The following is a 15526-nucleotide window of genomic DNA, read 5'->3' on the forward strand; positions in this document are numbered from 1 at the left end:
GTCTGTTACATCAGCGGATTAATGTGGCGGAAGGCGGCTCGCAAAAATAAAACCTGGGCAGAAAAAAGGCCACTGTATGAAGTGGCCTGAATCGTCAGAGGATAAGTTGTTCGGGGCGGCATTGGTAAAGTCTGGCAAGTTTCTCACGGGTTTTCTTATGCGGTTTACTGTCAACGCGCTCCCACTGCGAAACGGCGGACTGGGTGGTACCCAGCTTTTCCGCCACGTCATATTGCGACAGGCCGCGATGAATGCGCCAGGCTGCCTGCAGGCTGACCTCCTGCCCGACCATGATCCCGACAATTTCCTGCGGAACGGTTTCATTATCATGTTCGTCAGCCTCATAGGGCAGGCTGGCCCATTCACTGCTGGCATTGGACAGCAGCTTTTCATACTCGGCCACAGGCAGTACTACAAACTGCGCCGTGCCGTTTTCATCATAAATAACCTGTTTTGGCACTGGGTATCCTCCAGTCTGAGAGCCATGTTCCGTATCTGGTTGCGTTAGCAAGTGTGGGTTGCCCGACGCTTTACTTCCTGAATAACCACAACCACAGGCTCGCCGTTAATCAGTTGAAAAATGACTCTGTAGTTCCCTACTCGCAGCCGGAAAAGAGTGTCATTTCCCTCTATTTTTTTCACGTCCAGCGGCACCACCGGAAAAGCGACCAGCTGTCGACTCTTTTCAGCGATGGCTCTGCGATAGCGGCTGTCAATTTTGCTGAGCTGCTTTAACGCCCGCCTTGTCCACATAACTTCAACCATTGCTCCCCCATTTCCCTGGCATAGCCACACGAGGTTGATTAGATAATAGGTCTAAAATTTGGCTTATACAATGACTTTACTAATTATCTAATCCCTGTGTGGGCTGGTGCTGTGTAACACATTCCGCTGTTAATCTCATTAACCCTCCCTCTGTTGCCAGCGGTAGCCATGATTTTTCAGAGCGGGGCCGTAAACAATTTTTGTCTGTTACATCAGCGGATTAATGTGGCGGAAGGCGGCTCGCAAAAACAAAACCTGGGCAGAAAAAAGGCCAGCACATGTAGCTGGCCTGAGGTACAAACAGGTGAAGAGCAGGGATGATTAGCGCTTAGCGAAAGCGCATCGACAAATCGAGGGCACGCACATGTTTGGTCAATGCACCAACGGAGATATAGTCCACGCCGGTTTCGGCAAAGGTTCGCAGGGTCTCGTCGGTGACATTCCCGGAGACTTCCAGCAGGGCGCGGTTGTCACTCAGCTTGACGGCATCGCGCATCTGCTCGACGGTAAAGTTATCGAGCATCACGATATCTGCGCCAGCCTGCAGCGCTTGCTCAAGCTCTTCCATGGTTTCGACTTCGACCTCTACCGGCACATCAGGGTGCATCCAGAAGGCTTTCTCCACCGCTTTGGTGATCGAACCGCAGGCAATAATGTGGTTCTCTTTGATCAAAAAGGCATCCGACAGGCCGAGACGATGGTTGGCGCCACCGCCGCACAGCACGGCGTACTTCAGCGCGGTACGCAACCCGGGCAGGGTTTTACGCGTATCCAGCAGCTGGGTGCGGGTACCTTCCAGAATAGCCACATAGCGGCTGACTTCAGTCGCTACGCCGGACAACGTCTGCACAAAATTCAGCGCGGTGCGCTCTGCGGTAAGAATAAGCTTCGCCGGACCGATAGCTTCGAACAGCGTCTGGTCGGCAGCGATCTTATCGCCGTCATCCACATGCCAGGTAAGCTGTACTTTGTCACCCAGCTGGATAAACACTTCCTCCACCCAACGTTTACCGCAAAAAATACCGGGTTCACGGGTAATGACAACAGCGTGCGAGGCCGTATCGTCAGAGAGCAGGCTGGCGGTGATGTCCCGGCAGGGGTCCACTTCGCCACCCAGATCTTCACGCAGCGCCTGCGCGACGGCAGGGGGAATATCGTCCTCAATACGGTCCATCAGTTCAGCACGGCGGCTGTCGGGATCGTAACGGCGAGATGTCATGATCAAACTCCGAAAGGTCGGGTAACAGAGGCTGACATGCTAGCGTGTTTAATCCGGCCTTGCCAGCCACCTCAGCGCACGAAAGGCGTGTCATGATGGCGCCGTTGAAACCGATAACCTTCGACCTGGAAGCCGTGCGAACCTTCGTGCGGGCAGTGGAGTTGGGCAGTTTTGTGCAAACAGCAGGCCAGCTGCAGCAATCGGCCTCTGCGGTCAATGCTCAGCTGAAGAGGCTGGAGCGGCAGTGCGGGCTGCCGCTGTTACAGGCGTCCGGCGAACAGCTGACATTAACCGCAGGCGGGGAGGTGATGATTGCCTATGGCCGACGGCTGCTGGCGTTGAACGATGAAGCTGTCAGCACCTTACACTGCGCCTACCCTGAACGGGTGGTTAAAGCTGAATGACCTTGCCGCTAAACAGGACTGGTCCGGTGGGTTGCCCGGTGGGGGAGCCACCGCGAGGCTCCAGGCTGATCGCCAGCGTTGGCAGGCTGGCAAGCTGAACGGGCCTGATGCTCACCTGCTGGCTGGCGGAGGTGGCAATCAGCCCCAGCGACTGCGGTTTTTCACCCGGCGGGATCAGCCAGAGTTGCAGGCTGCGGTCTGGCTGAATGGCTGCAGCATTGATAGCCTGCACTGTCAGCCGGTCTTTGGCCGCATTAAGGCTGACCACCCACGACCCCTGCTGTGCGCTGCCGTTGAGAACAGCCACGGCCTGTGGAGCAGCAGGCGGGGGCGTAAGCTGCGTGTAGATTAGCGCACCGGCAAAAGAGGCCGCCAGCGCCCAGCCCAGCCACGGCCAGCGCACGCTGCGGGCTGGCGTTTTGTCCGCTGGCAGGCTGTGTGCCAGCCGTTGCCAAACCGCTTGCGGAGGCGTAACCGGCTTAACGTTGTGGTCCAGCTCCGCCAGCGCGTGCTGCCAGCGGCCGACTTCGGCCGCCAGTTCAGGCTCCTGCAGCAGGCGGCGGGCGAAACGCTGGCGCGCCGCGCCGCGCAGCGTGCCAAGGGCATATTCTGCGGCCAGGGCTGAGTCGTAATCGCGTCTGCTGTTCATAGGCCCACACACTCTTTCAATTGCGCTAATGCCCGGCGGATCCAGCTTTTTACCGTGCCGTCCGGTTGCTGTAGGTGCTGCGCTATTTCACGGTGCGACAGCCCCTGATAATAAGCCAGACGGATGCTTTGCCGCTGTTCCGGCTGCAGCTGGTCCATACAGTCAGCCAGCCTGCGCGATTCCGAGCGGAACGGCGAATCCTGAGTGGGGTCGTCAGCGTCTGACAACGCTTCCTCTTCCAGTTCGATAACGCGGTTATCCTGCAGGCGTAAATAATCGATTGCGCGGTTGCGCACGATGTTCGTTAACCAGGTTTTAGGGGCGCTGAGCGCCGGATCGAAGCTGGCGGCACGCTGCCAGACGGTGAGAAAGCTGTCGTGCAACACCTCTTCAGCCCAGCCACGTCGACGCAGCATGCGCAGTGCAATGGCGAAAAGGTAAGGGGAATAACGGCGGTAAAGCGCTTCGAAAGCGCGCTTGTCCCCTGCGGCTATTGCCTGCATCAGCACAACCTGGCTATCAATTACGTCGTCCGTCATGAACCATCCTGAAAAAAGGTGCAGAGGGGTTAAAAATCCTGCTGCACCAAGTGTATACCCTTATTTTTAACCTCTGCGGGTATTTTTAATATTTTCCCTGGTGTTACCGGGTAAATCTTTATGGCATCAGGACGGTATCAATCACGTCAATCACGCCATTTTTCTGCTGCACATCATAGGTACTGATATTGGCGACATTGCCTTTGTCATCTTTCAGCTGAATATTGTGCGGGCCGTTCATCATCAGCCACAGCGGTGCGCCGTTTACGGTCTTCAGCTCTGTGCTGCCGTGGCCCTGTTTGATTTTTTTCATCAGCGCCTGCATATCATATTTCCCGGCAACCACATGGTAGGTCAGCACGCTGGTGAGCATGGCTTTATTTTCCGGTTTTAGCAGATTATCAACGGTGCCGGCAGGCAGTTTGGCAAAGGCCGCATTGGTCGGGGCAAAGACGGTGAACGGGCCCGGGCCCTGTAGCGTGTCTGCCAGTCCAGCCGCTTTAACCGCAGCCACCAGCGTGGTGTGATCTTTAGAATTAAGGGCATTCTCAACGATATTATGGGAAGGGTACATAGCAGCCCCGCCTACCATCACGGTATTCTGCGCCATCTCAGCCATTGACGCGGCGCTAAACAGCAGTGATGCACACAGAGCAGAGCGGATGAATGTTTTCATGATGAATTCCTCAGGGTAAGAGAAGGCGTTTTTGCCTCACACTGCTATCTACGGTTGAGGAGATAAATTGGATGCAGAATCAGAAAAATATTTTTCTTCGGCGCTAAACAGCGGGCAGAGAAGTTTGAAAAAGCGAAAAAAAATCATGTTAATCTGAAGGGAATTGAACACAGGAGAGCAGGGTATGCAGTTGCAAGAGGGTTGGATAGCTGGCGTCCGGCGCGTGCCGTCCCCCCATTTTAACCCGCGGCCGGATGATGAAACGCCTTCGCTGCTGGTGGTCCACAATATCAGTCTGCCCCCGGGTGAGTTTGGTGGCCCGTGGATTGACGCGCTGTTTACCGGCCAGCTCGATCCTGAAGCCCATCCCTATTTTGCTGATATCCACCATCTGCGGGTGTCAGCCCACTGCCTGATCCGTCGTGACGGAGAAATTGTGCAGTATGTTCCGTTTCATCTGCGCGCCTGGCACGCGGGCATCTCTCTTTATCAGGGGCGGGAAGCCTGCAACGATTTCTCTATCGGCATTGAGCTGGAGGGGACCGATACGCTGCCCTACACCGATGCCCAGTACGCTGCGCTGCAGGCCATTACCGAACTGCTGGTGCAGCACTATCCCCTGATTGCGCAAAATATTACCGGGCACAGTGATATTGCCCCGCAGCGTAAGACCGACCCTGGCCCGTCCTTCGACTGGCCTCGTTTTCGCGCCGGGCTGGCGCACCTCACCCAGACTACTGTTAATGGGAGTAAGGCATGACGTTATTTAGCCTGTTGCTGGTTCTCGGATGGGAACGCTTGTTTAAAATGGGGGAGCACTGGCAGCTTGACCACCACCTGATGCCGCTGTTCCGCGGTCGTCAGCGTTTTTCGCTAATGCGCACGCTGCTGATGATGCTGCTGGCAATGGCGGTGGTTGCCCTGTGCCTGCTGGCGCTGAACGGGCTATTTTTTGGCGTACCGAAGCTGCTGTTCTGGATTTTAGTCGGGCTGCTGTGCATCGGGGCGGGGTCGGTGCGCCTGCACTATCACGCCTATTTGCAGGCGGCCAGCCATAACGATGCCGACGCGCATAATGCGATGGTGGAGGAGCTGACGCTGATCCACGGCGTGCCGGGCGAATGTAACGAACGCGAATTCCTCTGCGAACTGCAAAATGCGCTGCTGTGGATCAACTACCGCTTCTACCTCGCGCCGCTGTTCTGGTTTGTGGTGGGTGGCCCGTGGGGGCCGGCGCTGCTGGTGGGTTACGCTTTCCTGCGCGCCTGGCAGAGTTGGCTGGCGCGCAGGCAGGATGCGCTGGCGCGTGCGCAGTCGGGCGTGGATGCCATTCTGCACTGGGTGGACTGGATCCCGGTTCGGCTGGTGGGCGTGGCCTATGCGCTGCTGGGTCACGGTGAGCGCGCACTGCCCGCCTGGTTCGCCTCCCTGGGCGACCGTCATACGCCGCAGTATCAGGTGCTGACCCGCCTGGCGCAGTATTCGCTGGCGCGCGATCCGCACCTTGATAAGGTAGAGACCCCGCGCGTGGCGGTGGCACTGGCGAAAAAGGTGTCGCTGGTGCTGGTGGTAGTAGTTGCGTTACTGACTATTTACGGCACGCTGGTGTAACACCGTGTCGGCCGGTGGTGTGCCAAACTGCGGCATGCCATCGGCGCCCCAGCTGAAGGTTTTGATGCGCGTATGGCGGTTAGGGTCATACAGCGGGTCCCCCTCAATTTCCGTGTAATTGCGCGCGTGATAAACCAGCACATCCTCGCCATTTTCCCCCTGCGTAAAGCTGTTATGCCCCGGGCCATACTGACGGTTCTCCCAGCTGGTGGTGAACACCGGTGCGGCGGATTTTTGCCAGTTAGCCGCTTCCAGCGGATCGGCATCCGCGTCAATCCACAGCAGCCCCATGCAGTAGTTCTCATCGGTAGCGCTGGAAGAGTAGCTGACAAACAGCCGCTGGCCATGGCGAATAGCCGCGGGCCCCTCATTGACGCTGAACCCCGCGCACTCCCACTCATACTGCGGGCGGCTGATCATCACCGTCGGGCCGCTGAGCTGCCACGGCGTCGCCAGCTCACTGAGATAGAGGTTGGAGTTGCCGGGGATCGCCGGATCTTTCTGCGCCCACAAATACCAGTGTTTGCCCTGATGTATGAAGTGGGTGGCATCCAGCGCGAAGCTGTCGATGGGGGTAACGACCTGGCCGCGCTCCTGCCAGCTTCCACTCTGGGGATCGGCATCATCGCAGGTAAGGGCAAACATGCGGTGCTGGAACAGGCCGTTTTTAATCTCCTTTGACGGCGCGGCGGCAAAATAGATCACCCACTGCCCGTCAATATGGTGCAGCTCCGGCGCCCAGATCAGTGCGCTCAGCGGGCCGCGATCGGGTTTACGCCACACGACGGTCGCCGGGGCATCTGCCAGTTGGGCCAGCGTCTCAGCACGGCGGATCTCCAGCCGATCATATTCGGGTACGGAGGCAATAAACCAGTAGCTGTCCTGATGGCGCAGGATGAACGGGTCGGCGCGTTGTTCAATTAATGGATTAGGCCAGTGGCTCATCGGCGGCTCCTTTAAGTTTGGTTTTCAGCGGTTTGCTGTGGTGATAGTCATTGAGTTCCTGGTAATTGACCCGGCGCTGTTCCAGCTCCCGCTGGATCTGCTGCATCAGCGTGCGGTCCACCTTCAGCAGGCGCACTACGCCCGCAGTAATCAGATAGCCCACGCCGGGGATCACGGTGAACAGCAGCACAATACCGTTCAGCGCCGCCGGGCTTTGCTGCTTAGCACCCGCGTCGTAGCCGTACCATGACAGCAGGAAACCGACCATCGCTCCGGCAACCGCCAGCCCGACTTTGAGGAAGAACAGGTTGCCGGAGAAGCTAATCCCGGTTATGCGCTTGCCGGTTTTCCACTCGCCGTAGTCATCCACGTCTGCCATCAGCGACCAGTGCAGCGGTGATGGGATCTGATGCAGAATATTCAGCAGGAAGTACATCACCAGCACCAGTACGGTGGCCTGCGGGTTAAGGAAGTAAAAGCCGCTGGAGAAGATCGCCAGCGCGATGTTGGTCCAGAAAAACACCTTCAGTTTGCACCAGCGGTCGGTCAGCACTTTCGCCAGCGTACTGCCGAGCATCATGCCCACTACGCCAAGGCTGATAAACAGCGTGGCGAAGTGGGTCGACTGCTGCATCACCCAGGTGACGTAATACATGGTGGCCGCCATGCGGATAAAGCCAGGGCAGACGTTGCACAGCGTCAGCAGCAGGATGCGCACCCACTGATCGTTTTTCCACACGTCGCGCAGGTCGGCTTTCAGATCGTCATTGCTCGGCACCGCCGGTCGGATACGTTCGCGCACCGTAGCGAAGCAGAACAGGAACATCAGCAGCGCCACCAGGGCCATCACGCCCATCGCCATCTGGTAGCCGCGCGCTTTATCTGCGCCGCCGAACCACTCCGCCAGCGGCAGCAGCGTCAGTGACAGGATCAGGGTGGCAATCCCCACCATGACAAAGCGGTAAGACTGGCAGGAGACGCGTTCCCCCGGGTCATTGGTGATCACTCCACCGAGCGAGCAGTAGGGAATATTGATGGCGGTATAGGTGAGCGACATCAGGAAATAGGTGACAAACGCCCAGATGACTTTGCTCTGGTAGCTCCAGTCCGGGGTGGTGAACATCAGCACGCTAAACAGGACATAGGGCAGGGAGATCCACAGCAGCCACGGGCGAAAGCGCCCCCAGCGGCTCTGAGTACGGTCGGCAATCGCGCCCATAATCGGGTCGGTTACCGCATCCAGCACCCTGACCGACAGCAGTAAAATGCCCACCAGCGCCGGAGCCAGGCCAAAGACATCGGTGTAGAAATAGTTAAGAAAAAGCATAATGGCGCCGCCGATCATATTGCACCCGGCATCGCCCATTCCGTAGCCAATCTTCTCTCTGACAGAGAGTGCTGTGCCCTTCATGGATAATTCTCCCGCTTGTCGTTAGTGCTCGAGAGTATTCACGCTTAACGTACGGCGTGCGCAGGTGTAAAACGTTGCAGAGATGGACAAAACGCCTGGGAGGGGGAAAGTGTGAGGCAGATAACAATTCGGCCAGCGGGTGCTGGCCGAATCAAAAGCGCGAGTAATGTTTACGCGCGCTGTGCGCGGTTCTTCACCCAGTAGCCGACGCCGAGGATAGCCACCCAGACCGGGATCAGCCACACCGAGATCGCCATACCCGGGGTCATGGCCATCAGCACCAGAATACCGGCAAGGAACAGCAGGCAGATCCAGTTGCCCAGTGGGTAAAGCAGCGCCGGGAAGCGGGTTTTTACCCCCTGCTGGTCTTTCTTACGGCGAAACTTCATGTGCGCCAGGCTGATCATCGCCCAGTTAATCACCAGTGCAGAAACCACCAGCGCCATCAGCAGGCCAAAGGCCTCGCCCGGCATCAGATAGTTGAGCAGTACGCACAGGCCGGTGGCTAGCGCAGAGAACAGGATTGAGATCACCGGCACGCCACGGCTGTCGACTTTCAGCAGCGCTTTCGGGGCATTGCCCTGCTGCGCCAGGCCGAACAGCATGCGGCTGTTACAGTAAACGCAGCTGTTGTACACCGACAGGGCAGCGGTGAGGATCACCACATTGAGCGCATTGGCTACCAGCGCATCGCCCAGCTCGTGGAAGATCAGTACAAACGGGCTGGTGTCAGCGGTGACGCGGGTCCAGGGCAGCAGAGAAAGCAGCACCGCCAGCGAGCCGATATAGAAGATCAAAATGCGGTAGATCACCTGATTGGTGGCTTTTGGAATGCTGGTTTCCGGGTTATCAGCTTCTGCTGCCGTAATGCCAACCAGTTCCAGACCGCCGAAGGAGAACATGATAATCGCCATCATCATAATCAGCCCGGTGAAACCGTGCGGCAGGAAGCCACCCTGTTGCCACAGGTTGCGCACCGTGGCTTGCGGACCGGCGGTGTCGCTGAACAGCAGCCATGCGCCGAACAGGATCATGGCGACAACGGCCACCACTTTGACAATCGCGAACCAGAACTCCATCTCACCGAACACTTTGACGTTCGTCAGGTTGATGGCGTTGATAAGGATAAAGAACACTGCAGCCGACATCCACGTCGGGATATCCGGATACCAGAACTGGATGTATTTGCCGACGGCGGTCAGTTCCGCCATCGCCACCAGCACATACAGCACCCAGTAGTTCCAGCCAGAGGCGAAACCGGCGAAATTACCCCAGTATTTATAAGCGAAGTGGCTGAAGCTACCTGCAACAGGTTCTTCCACTACCATTTCGCCCAACTGGCGCATAATCAGGAAGGCGATAAAACCCGCGATAGCGTAGCCGAGAATAACCCCCGGACCCGCAGATTGAATAACCGATGCACTACCCAGAAACAGGCCGGTGCCGACGGCGCCGCCTAATGCAATCAGCTGAATGTGACGGTTTTTTAACCCGCGCTTCAGCGTTTCGCCCTGCTGTTGTTCCATAGAGACCTCGTTCTTATAATTCTTGAAAATGTATTAAAATCTTTACGCTGTGGTGTAAGCGAAAATAGGGCAAAACCTATCCTGGCGAAGAGAATAGTGTTAAGTGCCCCCTAATGCACTCGCTTTTGCTTTCCGTGCGAAAGAATGCCCAAAAAATCAACGTTCGCTCTCACTTTTCACATTCCATTATTTGGCATAAACCGGAGCGAATGACGAATAACATTCTCTTATAGTGCTTTCAGATTTTATCTACTAAGCCGCTGCCGCCTTTCGAAAAAGTGACCAAATTTAACATTTGCCGCGCTGCTTCAGGTGGGGAATACGGGGGCCTGTTGCCTGATGAGGAACGAGACGACGGTCTGCTTTCAGTCGGTTGCCATATGGACATCAGGTGAATACTTTGTTACTTTACGGGCTCCTTTTGGAAATTGGTATTACCAATTTACTTTGGCAAATCGTAGAAGAAGGGATAATGGCATACAGTAAGATCCGCCAACCAAAGCTCTCTGATGCCATCGAGCAACAGCTCGAGTCCCTGATTATGGAAGGGACACTGCGTCCCGGAGAGAAACTGCTGCCCGAGCGTGAGCTGGCCGTGCAGTTTGATGTCTCCCGTCCCTCCCTGCGTGAAGCTATCCAGCGTCTGGAAGCCAAAGGGTTGCTGCTGCGCCGTCAGGGCGGGGGCACCTTCGTCCAGAACAGCCTGTGGAAAAGCCTGAGCGACCCGCTCGTTGAATTACTTGCCGGCCATCCTGAATCCCAGTTCGACCTGCTGGAAACGCGTCACGCGCTGGAAGGGATTGCCGCCTATTACGCCGCACTGCGCGGCACTGACGAAGACCTGGTGCGCATCCGCGACTGCCACGTGCAGATCCAGACCGCCCAGCAGAGCGGCGACCTGGACGCTGAAGCCAATGCGGTGATGCAATATCAGATTGCTGTCACAGAAGCCGCCCATAATGTCGTGCTTTTGCATCTATTACGCAGCATGGGGCCGATGCTGCAACAGAACGTCAGACAGAACTTCGAAATGCTTTACTTGCGCCGTGAAATACTGGCGCAGGTGAGTGAACACCGCGCCAGTATTTTTGAGGCGATTGTGGCACGCGAGCCGGAACAGGCGCGCGAAGCTTCACACCGCCATCTGGCGTTTATCGAGGAAATATTGCTGGACAGGAGTCGGGAGCAAAGTCGTAGAGAGCGCTCCTTGCGACGTTTACAGCAACGTAAGGACTAACGCGTAAAAATAACGCGGCAGATACCGATAAAGGTATAAACGACGGGCCTGTCTCTCTGTGTTTTGCAATGAGTCAGAGGACAGAGAGACAGGCTCCAGACAATTCAACGTAATTAGACACAGATAAGGAATACCCCCCATGTCAGAACGTTTAAACAATGACGTGGATCCGATCGAAACTCGCGACTGGCTAGAAGCGATCGAATCGGTCATCCGTGAAGAAGGTGTTGAGCGCGCACAGTACCTTATCGACCAGGTCCTGAGCGAAGCACGTAAAGGCGGCGTTAAAGTGGCAGCCGGTGCTGGAGCCAATAACTACGTCAACTCTATTGCTGTTGAAGATGAGCCGGAATACCCGGGCAACACCTCTTTAGAGCGCCGTATCCGTTCCGCGATTCGCTGGAACGCCATCATGACCGTGCTGCGTGCTTCCAAGAAAGATCTGGAACTGGGTGGCCATATGTCCTCCTTCCAGTCTTCCGCAACCGTGTATGAAGTGTGCTTTAACCACTTCTTCCGCGCGCGTACCGAAAAAGACGGCGGCGATCTGGTTTACTTCCAGGGCCACATCTCTCCAGGCGTTTACGCACGTGCGTTCCTTGAAGGTCGCCTGACCGAAGAGCAGATGAACAACTTCCGTCAGGAAGTGCATGGTAAAGGCCTCTCCTCTTACCCGCACCCGAAACTGATGCCTGACTTCTGGCAGTTCCCGACCGTTTCCATGGGCCTGGGTCCACTGGGTGCGATCTACCAGGCGAAGTTCCTGAAATATCTGGAACACCGCGGCCTGAAAGATACCTCTCAGCAGACCGTTTACGCCTTCCTCGGTGACGGTGAGATGGATGAGCCGGAATCCAAAGGTGCGATCACCATCGCCACCCGTGAAAAACTGGATAACCTGGTCTTCATCATCAACTGTAACCTGCAGCGCCTGGATGGCCCGGTCACCGGTAACGGCAAGATCATCAACGAACTGGACGGCATCTTCGGTGGCGCCGGCTGGGAAGTGATCAAAGTGATCTGGGGCGATCGTTGGGATGCGCTGCTGCGTAAAGATACCAGCGGTAAACTGGTCCAGCTGATGAACGAAACCGTTGACGGTGACTACCAGACCTTCAAATCGAAAAACGGCGCTTACGTGCGTGAGCACTTCTTCGGTAAATATCCGGAAACCGCAGAGCTGGTGAAAGATATGACCGACGACGAGATCTGGTCACTGAACCGTGGCGGCCACGATCCGAAGAAAGTCTATGCCGCGCTGAAAAAAGCGCAGGATACCAAAGGCAAACCTGTGGTGATCCTGGCTCATACCGTTAAAGGTTACGGTATGGGTGAGACTGCGGAAGGCAAAAACATCGCGCACCAGGTTAAGAAGATGAACCACGAAGGCGTGCGTTACATCCGCGACCGCTTCAACGTGCCAGTCAGCGATGAAGAGATCGAAAACCTGCCTTACGTGACCTTCGCTGAAGGCTCGGAAGAGCACACTTACCTGCACGGCCAGCGTCAGAAGCTGGGTGGCTACCTGCCAACCCGCGAAGCAAAATTCAGCGAGAAGCTGGAAATGCCTGCGCTGGAAGATTTCCGTCAGCTGCTGGATGAGCAGAACAAAGAGATCTCCACCACTATCGCCTTCGTGCGTGCCCTGAACGTGATGCTGAAGAACCCGTCGATCAAAGATCGCCTGGTGCCAATCATCGCCGATGAAGCGCGTACCTTCGGTATGGAAGGTCTGTTCCGTCAGATCGGTATCTACAGCCCGAACGGCCAGCAGTACACCCCGCAGGACCGTGAGCAGGTTGCATACTATAAAGAAGACGAGAAAGGTCAGATCCTGCAGGAAGGCATTAACGAACTGGGTGCAGGCGCATCGTGGCTGGCGGCGGCAACGTCTTACAGCACCAACAACCTGCCAATGATCCCGTTCTACATCTACTACTCCATGTTCGGTTTCCAGCGTATCGGCGACCTGTGCTGGGCAGCAGGTGACCAGCAGGCGCGTGGCTTCCTGGTGGGCGGTACTTCCGGTCGTACCACGCTGAACGGCGAAGGTCTGCAGCACGAAGATGGTCACAGCCACATTCAGTCGCTGACTATCCCGAACTGTATCTCTTACGATCCAGCGTACGCCTATGAAGTCGCGGTCATCATGCATGACGGTCTGGTACGCATGTACGGTGACGCGCAGGAAAACGTCTACTACTACATCACCACGCTGAACGAAAACTACCACATGCCAGCCATGCCGGCCGGTGCCGAAGAGGGTATCCGTAAAGGTATCTACAAACTCGACACCATCGCGGGTAGCAAAGGTAAAGTTCAGCTGCTGGGTTCAGGCTCTATCCTGCGTCACGTGCGTGAAGCGGCTGAGATCCTGGCGAAAGACTACGGTGTGGGTTCTGACGTCTACAGCGTGACCTCCTTCACCGAACTGGCCCGTGACGGTCAGGACTGTGAGCGCTGGAACATGCTGCACCCAACAGAAGAAGCACGCGTACCGTACATCGCTCAGGTGATGAACGATGCACCGGCCGTGGCGTCAACTGACTACATGAAACTGTTCGCCGAGCAGGTGCGCAGCTATGTGCCTGCCAGCGATTACCGCGTGCTGGGTACGGACGGCTTTGGTCGTTCAGACAGCCGTGAGAACCTGCGTCACCACTTCGAAGTGGACGCGTCTTACGTGGTCGTAGCGGCCCTGGGTGAACTGGCTAAACGTGGCGAAATCGACAAGAAAGTGGTGGCAGATGCCATCGCCAAGTTCGAGATCGATGCAGATAAAGTTAACCCGCGTCTGGCATAAGAGGTAAGAGAGTAATGGCTATCGAAATTAATGTACCGGACATCGGCGCGGACGAAGTTGAAGTCACCGAGATCCTGGTCAAGGTTGGCGACAAGGTTGAAGTTGAGCAGTCGCTGATTGTCGTAGAAGGCGATAAAGCCTCTATGGAAGTCCCATCTCCGCAGGCTGGCGTGGTAAAAGAGATCAAAATCTCTACCGGCGACAAAGTTGAGACTGGCAAACTGATCATGATCTTCGAAGCGGAAGGCGGTGCTGCGGCACCGGCTCCGGCCGAAGAGAAGAAAGAAGAAGCGGCCCCGGCGGCTGCGCCTGCTGCGGCCAGCGGTGCAAAAGACGTTAACGTACCGGACATCGGCGGCGACGAAGTTGAAGTCACCGAGATCATGGTTAAAGTTGGCGACAAGGTTGAAGCTGAGCAGTCGATCCTCACCGTTGAAGGCGACAAAGCCTCAATGGAAGTTCCGGCGCCGTTCGCGGGTACCGTGAAAGAGATCAAAATTGCCACCGGCGACAAAGTCAGCACCGGCTCTCTGGTGATGGTGTTCGAAGTGGAAGGCGCTGCTCCAGCCGCCGCCGCTCCGGCTGCCAAAACAGAAGATGCCCCAGCTGCGCCTAAGCAGGAAGAGAAAGCGGCCCCGGCTGCGGCGCCTGCTAAAGCGGAAGCGAAGTCTGATTTCGCAGAAAACGATGCCTACGTGCACGCCACCCCGGTGATCCGCCGTCTGGCACGCGAATTCGGTGTAAACCTGGCGAAAGTCAAAGGCACCGGACGTAAAGGCCGTATTCTGAAAGAAGACGTGCAGAGCTACGTGAAAGACGCGGTGAAACGCGCTGAAGCTCCTGCTGCCGCTGGCGGCGGTCTGCCTGGCATGCTGCCATGGCCGAAAGTGGACTTCAGCAAGTTCGGCGAAATCGAAGAAGTCGAGCTGGGCCGCATCCAGAAAATTTCTGGTGCTAACCTGAGCCGCAACTGGGTGATGATCCCACACGTGACTCACTTCGATAAAACCGACATCACCGAACTGGAAGCGTTCCGCAAGCAGCAGAACGCCGAAGCCGAGAAGCGCAAGCTGGACGTGAAGTTCACCCCGGTGGTGTTCATCATGAAAGCAGTCGCGGCTGCGCTTGAGCAGATGCCTCGCTTCAACAGCTCGCTGTCTGAAGATGGTCAGAAACTGACGCTGAAAAAATACATCAACATCGGTGTGGCGGTTGATACGCCAAACGGTCTGGTGGTTCCGGTGTTCAAAGACGTGAACAAGAAAGGCATTACCGAGCTTTCGCGTGAACTGATGGCTATCTCCAAAAAAGCGCGTGATGGCAAGCTGACCGCGGGCGAAATGCAGGGCGGTTGCTTCACCATCTCCAGCCTGGGCGGTATCGGGACAACTCACTTCGCGCCAATCGTTAACGCGCCGGAAGTGGCTATCCTGGGCGTTTCCAAGTCTGCGATGGAGCCGGTCTGGAACGGTAAAGAGTTCACGCCGCGTCTGATGATGCCGATGTCGCTCTCCTTCGACCACCGCGTCATCGACGGTGCTGACGGTGCGCGTTTCATCACCATCATCAACAATGCACTGGCCGACATTCGCCGTCTGGTGATGTAACCCTTAACAAGGCCGGCGAAAGCCGGCCTTGTCGTAAGATGTTGTAGTGATTCGTGGCACCGCGGTTTGCAGTTTATTAACAATTCTGTAAACTCTTGCGGTGAACGCGTCCCGGTGGAAGAAGGACGTTCAAA

At 56.4% G+C, this 15526-nt stretch carries 15 protein-coding genes; 6 read left to right on the forward strand and 9 right to left on the reverse strand.

Features of this window, described 5'->3' with window-relative positions; translation table 11 throughout:
• Positions 1-94: 94 nt before the first annotated feature.
• The 3 genes from J2Y91_RS12210 to nadC all read right to left on the reverse strand — a co-directional run bounded on the left by J2Y91_RS12210 (position 95) and on the right by nadC (position 1984).
• A complete protein-coding gene (locus tag J2Y91_RS12210; RefSeq protein WP_048914914.1) occupies positions 95-460 on the reverse strand; it encodes a helix-turn-helix domain-containing protein in 366 nt (121 codons plus the stop codon).
• A gap of 44 nt (positions 461-504) precedes the next feature.
• Positions 505-765: a type II toxin-antitoxin system RelE family toxin gene (locus tag J2Y91_RS12215; RefSeq protein WP_133624492.1), complete on the reverse strand. Its 261-nt coding sequence runs from the start codon at positions 763-765 to the stop codon at positions 505-507.
• Positions 766-1093: 328 nt separating this feature from the next.
• Complete coding sequence (gene nadC, locus J2Y91_RS12220) at positions 1094-1984, reverse strand: carboxylating nicotinate-nucleotide diphosphorylase (RefSeq protein WP_048914916.1); 891 nt, start codon at positions 1982-1984, stop codon at positions 1094-1096.
• A gap of 92 nt (positions 1985-2076) precedes the next feature.
• Here nadC and J2Y91_RS12225 point away from each other — a divergent pair, with 92 nt between their 5' ends.
• Complete coding sequence (locus tag J2Y91_RS12225) at positions 2077-2388, forward strand: LysR family transcriptional regulator (RefSeq protein WP_053110399.1); 312 nt, start codon at positions 2077-2079, stop codon at positions 2386-2388.
• Here the strand turns inward: J2Y91_RS12225 and J2Y91_RS12230 are convergent.
• From J2Y91_RS12230 to J2Y91_RS12240, 3 genes are all read right to left on the reverse strand, one after another.
• The gene (locus J2Y91_RS12230; protein ID WP_133624490.1) at positions 2375-3037 is read right to left on the reverse strand and encodes an anti-sigma factor; all 663 of its coding nucleotides are present in this window, start codon (positions 3035-3037) and stop codon (positions 2375-2377) included. The genes J2Y91_RS12225 and J2Y91_RS12230 overlap by 14 nt on opposite strands.
• Positions 3034-3576 (reverse strand): sigma-70 family RNA polymerase sigma factor, encoded by a 543-nt coding sequence (locus tag J2Y91_RS12235; protein ID WP_133624488.1) that lies wholly within the window; start codon positions 3574-3576, stop codon positions 3034-3036. Before J2Y91_RS12235 ends, J2Y91_RS12230 begins: the two co-directional genes overlap by 4 nt.
• A 118-nt stretch (positions 3577-3694) precedes the next feature.
• Positions 3695-4252 carry a fasciclin domain-containing protein gene (locus J2Y91_RS12240; protein WP_048914919.1) on the reverse strand — a complete coding sequence of 186 codons (558 nt, stop codon included), beginning with the start codon at positions 4250-4252 and terminating at the stop codon, positions 3695-3697.
• Positions 4253-4436: 184 nt separating this feature from the next.
• Here J2Y91_RS12240 and ampD point away from each other — a divergent pair, with 184 nt between their 5' ends.
• Entirely contained in the window at positions 4437-5012 is a 576-nt protein-coding gene (gene ampD, locus J2Y91_RS12245; protein WP_048914920.1) for a 1,6-anhydro-N-acetylmuramyl-L-alanine amidase AmpD, read from the forward strand.
• Entirely contained in the window at positions 5009-5863 is an 855-nt protein-coding gene (gene ampE, locus J2Y91_RS12250) for a beta-lactamase regulator AmpE (protein WP_133624486.1), read from the forward strand. The genes ampD and ampE overlap by 4 nt, the downstream gene beginning before the upstream one ends.
• On the opposite strand, the gene J2Y91_RS12255 is transcribed toward ampE, so the two are convergent.
• The 3 genes from J2Y91_RS12255 to aroP all read right to left on the reverse strand — a co-directional run bounded on the left by J2Y91_RS12255 (position 5834) and on the right by aroP (position 9745).
• Positions 5834-6808 carry a glycoside hydrolase family 43 protein gene (locus tag J2Y91_RS12255; protein WP_133624484.1) on the reverse strand — a complete coding sequence of 325 codons (975 nt, stop codon included), beginning with the start codon at positions 6806-6808 and terminating at the stop codon, positions 5834-5836. The genes ampE and J2Y91_RS12255 overlap by 30 nt on opposite strands.
• A complete protein-coding gene (locus tag J2Y91_RS12260; RefSeq protein WP_048914923.1) occupies positions 6792-8219 on the reverse strand; it encodes a glycoside-pentoside-hexuronide (GPH):cation symporter in 1428 nt (475 codons plus the stop codon). Before J2Y91_RS12260 ends, J2Y91_RS12255 begins: the two co-directional genes overlap by 17 nt.
• A gap of 170 nt (positions 8220-8389) precedes the next feature.
• Entirely contained in the window at positions 8390-9745 is a 1356-nt protein-coding gene (aroP, locus tag J2Y91_RS12265) for an aromatic amino acid transporter AroP (RefSeq protein ID WP_048914924.1), read from the reverse strand.
• A gap of 472 nt (positions 9746-10217) precedes the next feature.
• Between aroP and pdhR the strand changes: the two genes are divergently transcribed.
• The 3 genes from pdhR to aceF all read left to right on the forward strand — a co-directional run bounded on the left by pdhR (position 10218) and on the right by aceF (position 15392).
• A complete protein-coding gene (gene pdhR / locus J2Y91_RS12270) occupies positions 10218-10982 on the forward strand; it encodes a pyruvate dehydrogenase complex transcriptional repressor PdhR (RefSeq protein ID WP_048914925.1) in 765 nt (254 codons plus the stop codon).
• Between the two features lie 139 nt (positions 10983-11121).
• Positions 11122-13785 (forward strand): pyruvate dehydrogenase (acetyl-transferring), homodimeric type, encoded by a 2664-nt coding sequence (gene aceE, locus J2Y91_RS12275; RefSeq protein ID WP_048914926.1) that lies wholly within the window; start codon positions 11122-11124, stop codon positions 13783-13785.
• Between the two features lie 14 nt (positions 13786-13799).
• Complete coding sequence (gene aceF / locus J2Y91_RS12280) at positions 13800-15392, forward strand: pyruvate dehydrogenase complex dihydrolipoyllysine-residue acetyltransferase (RefSeq protein WP_133624482.1); 1593 nt, start codon at positions 13800-13802, stop codon at positions 15390-15392.
• The last annotated feature ends 134 nt before the right edge of the window (positions 15393-15526 follow it).

Source organism: Erwinia aphidicola, assembly GCF_024169515.1.
Lineage (GTDB): Bacteria > Pseudomonadota > Gammaproteobacteria > Enterobacterales > Enterobacteriaceae > Erwinia > Erwinia aphidicola.

Bases quoted from the DNA above. Each gene is read 5' to 3' on its own strand.
- J2Y91_RS12215 (WP_133624492.1), bottom strand. From the start codon at position 765: ATGGTTGAAGTTATGTGGACAAGGCGGGCGTTAAAGCAGCTCAGCAAA.
- nadC (WP_048914916.1), bottom strand. From the start codon at position 1,984: ATGACATCTCGCCGTTACGATCCCGACAGCCGCCGTGCTGAACTGATG.
- J2Y91_RS12225 (WP_053110399.1), top strand. From the start codon at position 2,077: ATGATGGCGCCGTTGAAACCGATAACCTTCGACCTGGAAGCCGTGCGA.
- J2Y91_RS12230 (WP_133624490.1), bottom strand. From the start codon at position 3,037: ATGAACAGCAGACGCGATTACGACTCAGCCCTGGCCGCAGAATATGCC.
- J2Y91_RS12235 (WP_133624488.1), bottom strand. From the start codon at position 3,576: ATGACGGACGACGTAATTGATAGCCAGGTTGTGCTGATGCAGGCAATA.
- J2Y91_RS12240 (WP_048914919.1), bottom strand. From the start codon at position 4,252: ATGAAAACATTCATCCGCTCTGCTCTGTGTGCATCACTGCTGTTTAGC.
- ampD (WP_048914920.1), top strand. From the start codon at position 4,437: ATGCAGTTGCAAGAGGGTTGGATAGCTGGCGTCCGGCGCGTGCCGTCC.
- ampE (WP_133624486.1), top strand. From the start codon at position 5,009: ATGACGTTATTTAGCCTGTTGCTGGTTCTCGGATGGGAACGCTTGTTT.
- J2Y91_RS12255 (WP_133624484.1), bottom strand. From the start codon at position 6,808: ATGAGCCACTGGCCTAATCCATTAATTGAACAACGCGCCGACCCGTTC.
- J2Y91_RS12260 (WP_048914923.1), bottom strand. From the start codon at position 8,219: ATGAAGGGCACAGCACTCTCTGTCAGAGAGAAGATTGGCTACGGAATG.
- aroP (WP_048914924.1), bottom strand. From the start codon at position 9,745: ATGGAACAACAGCAGGGCGAAACGCTGAAGCGCGGGTTAAAAAACCGT.
- pdhR (WP_048914925.1), top strand. From the start codon at position 10,218: ATGGCATACAGTAAGATCCGCCAACCAAAGCTCTCTGATGCCATCGAG.
- aceE (WP_048914926.1), top strand. From the start codon at position 11,122: ATGTCAGAACGTTTAAACAATGACGTGGATCCGATCGAAACTCGCGAC.
- aceF (WP_133624482.1), top strand. From the start codon at position 13,800: ATGGCTATCGAAATTAATGTACCGGACATCGGCGCGGACGAAGTTGAA.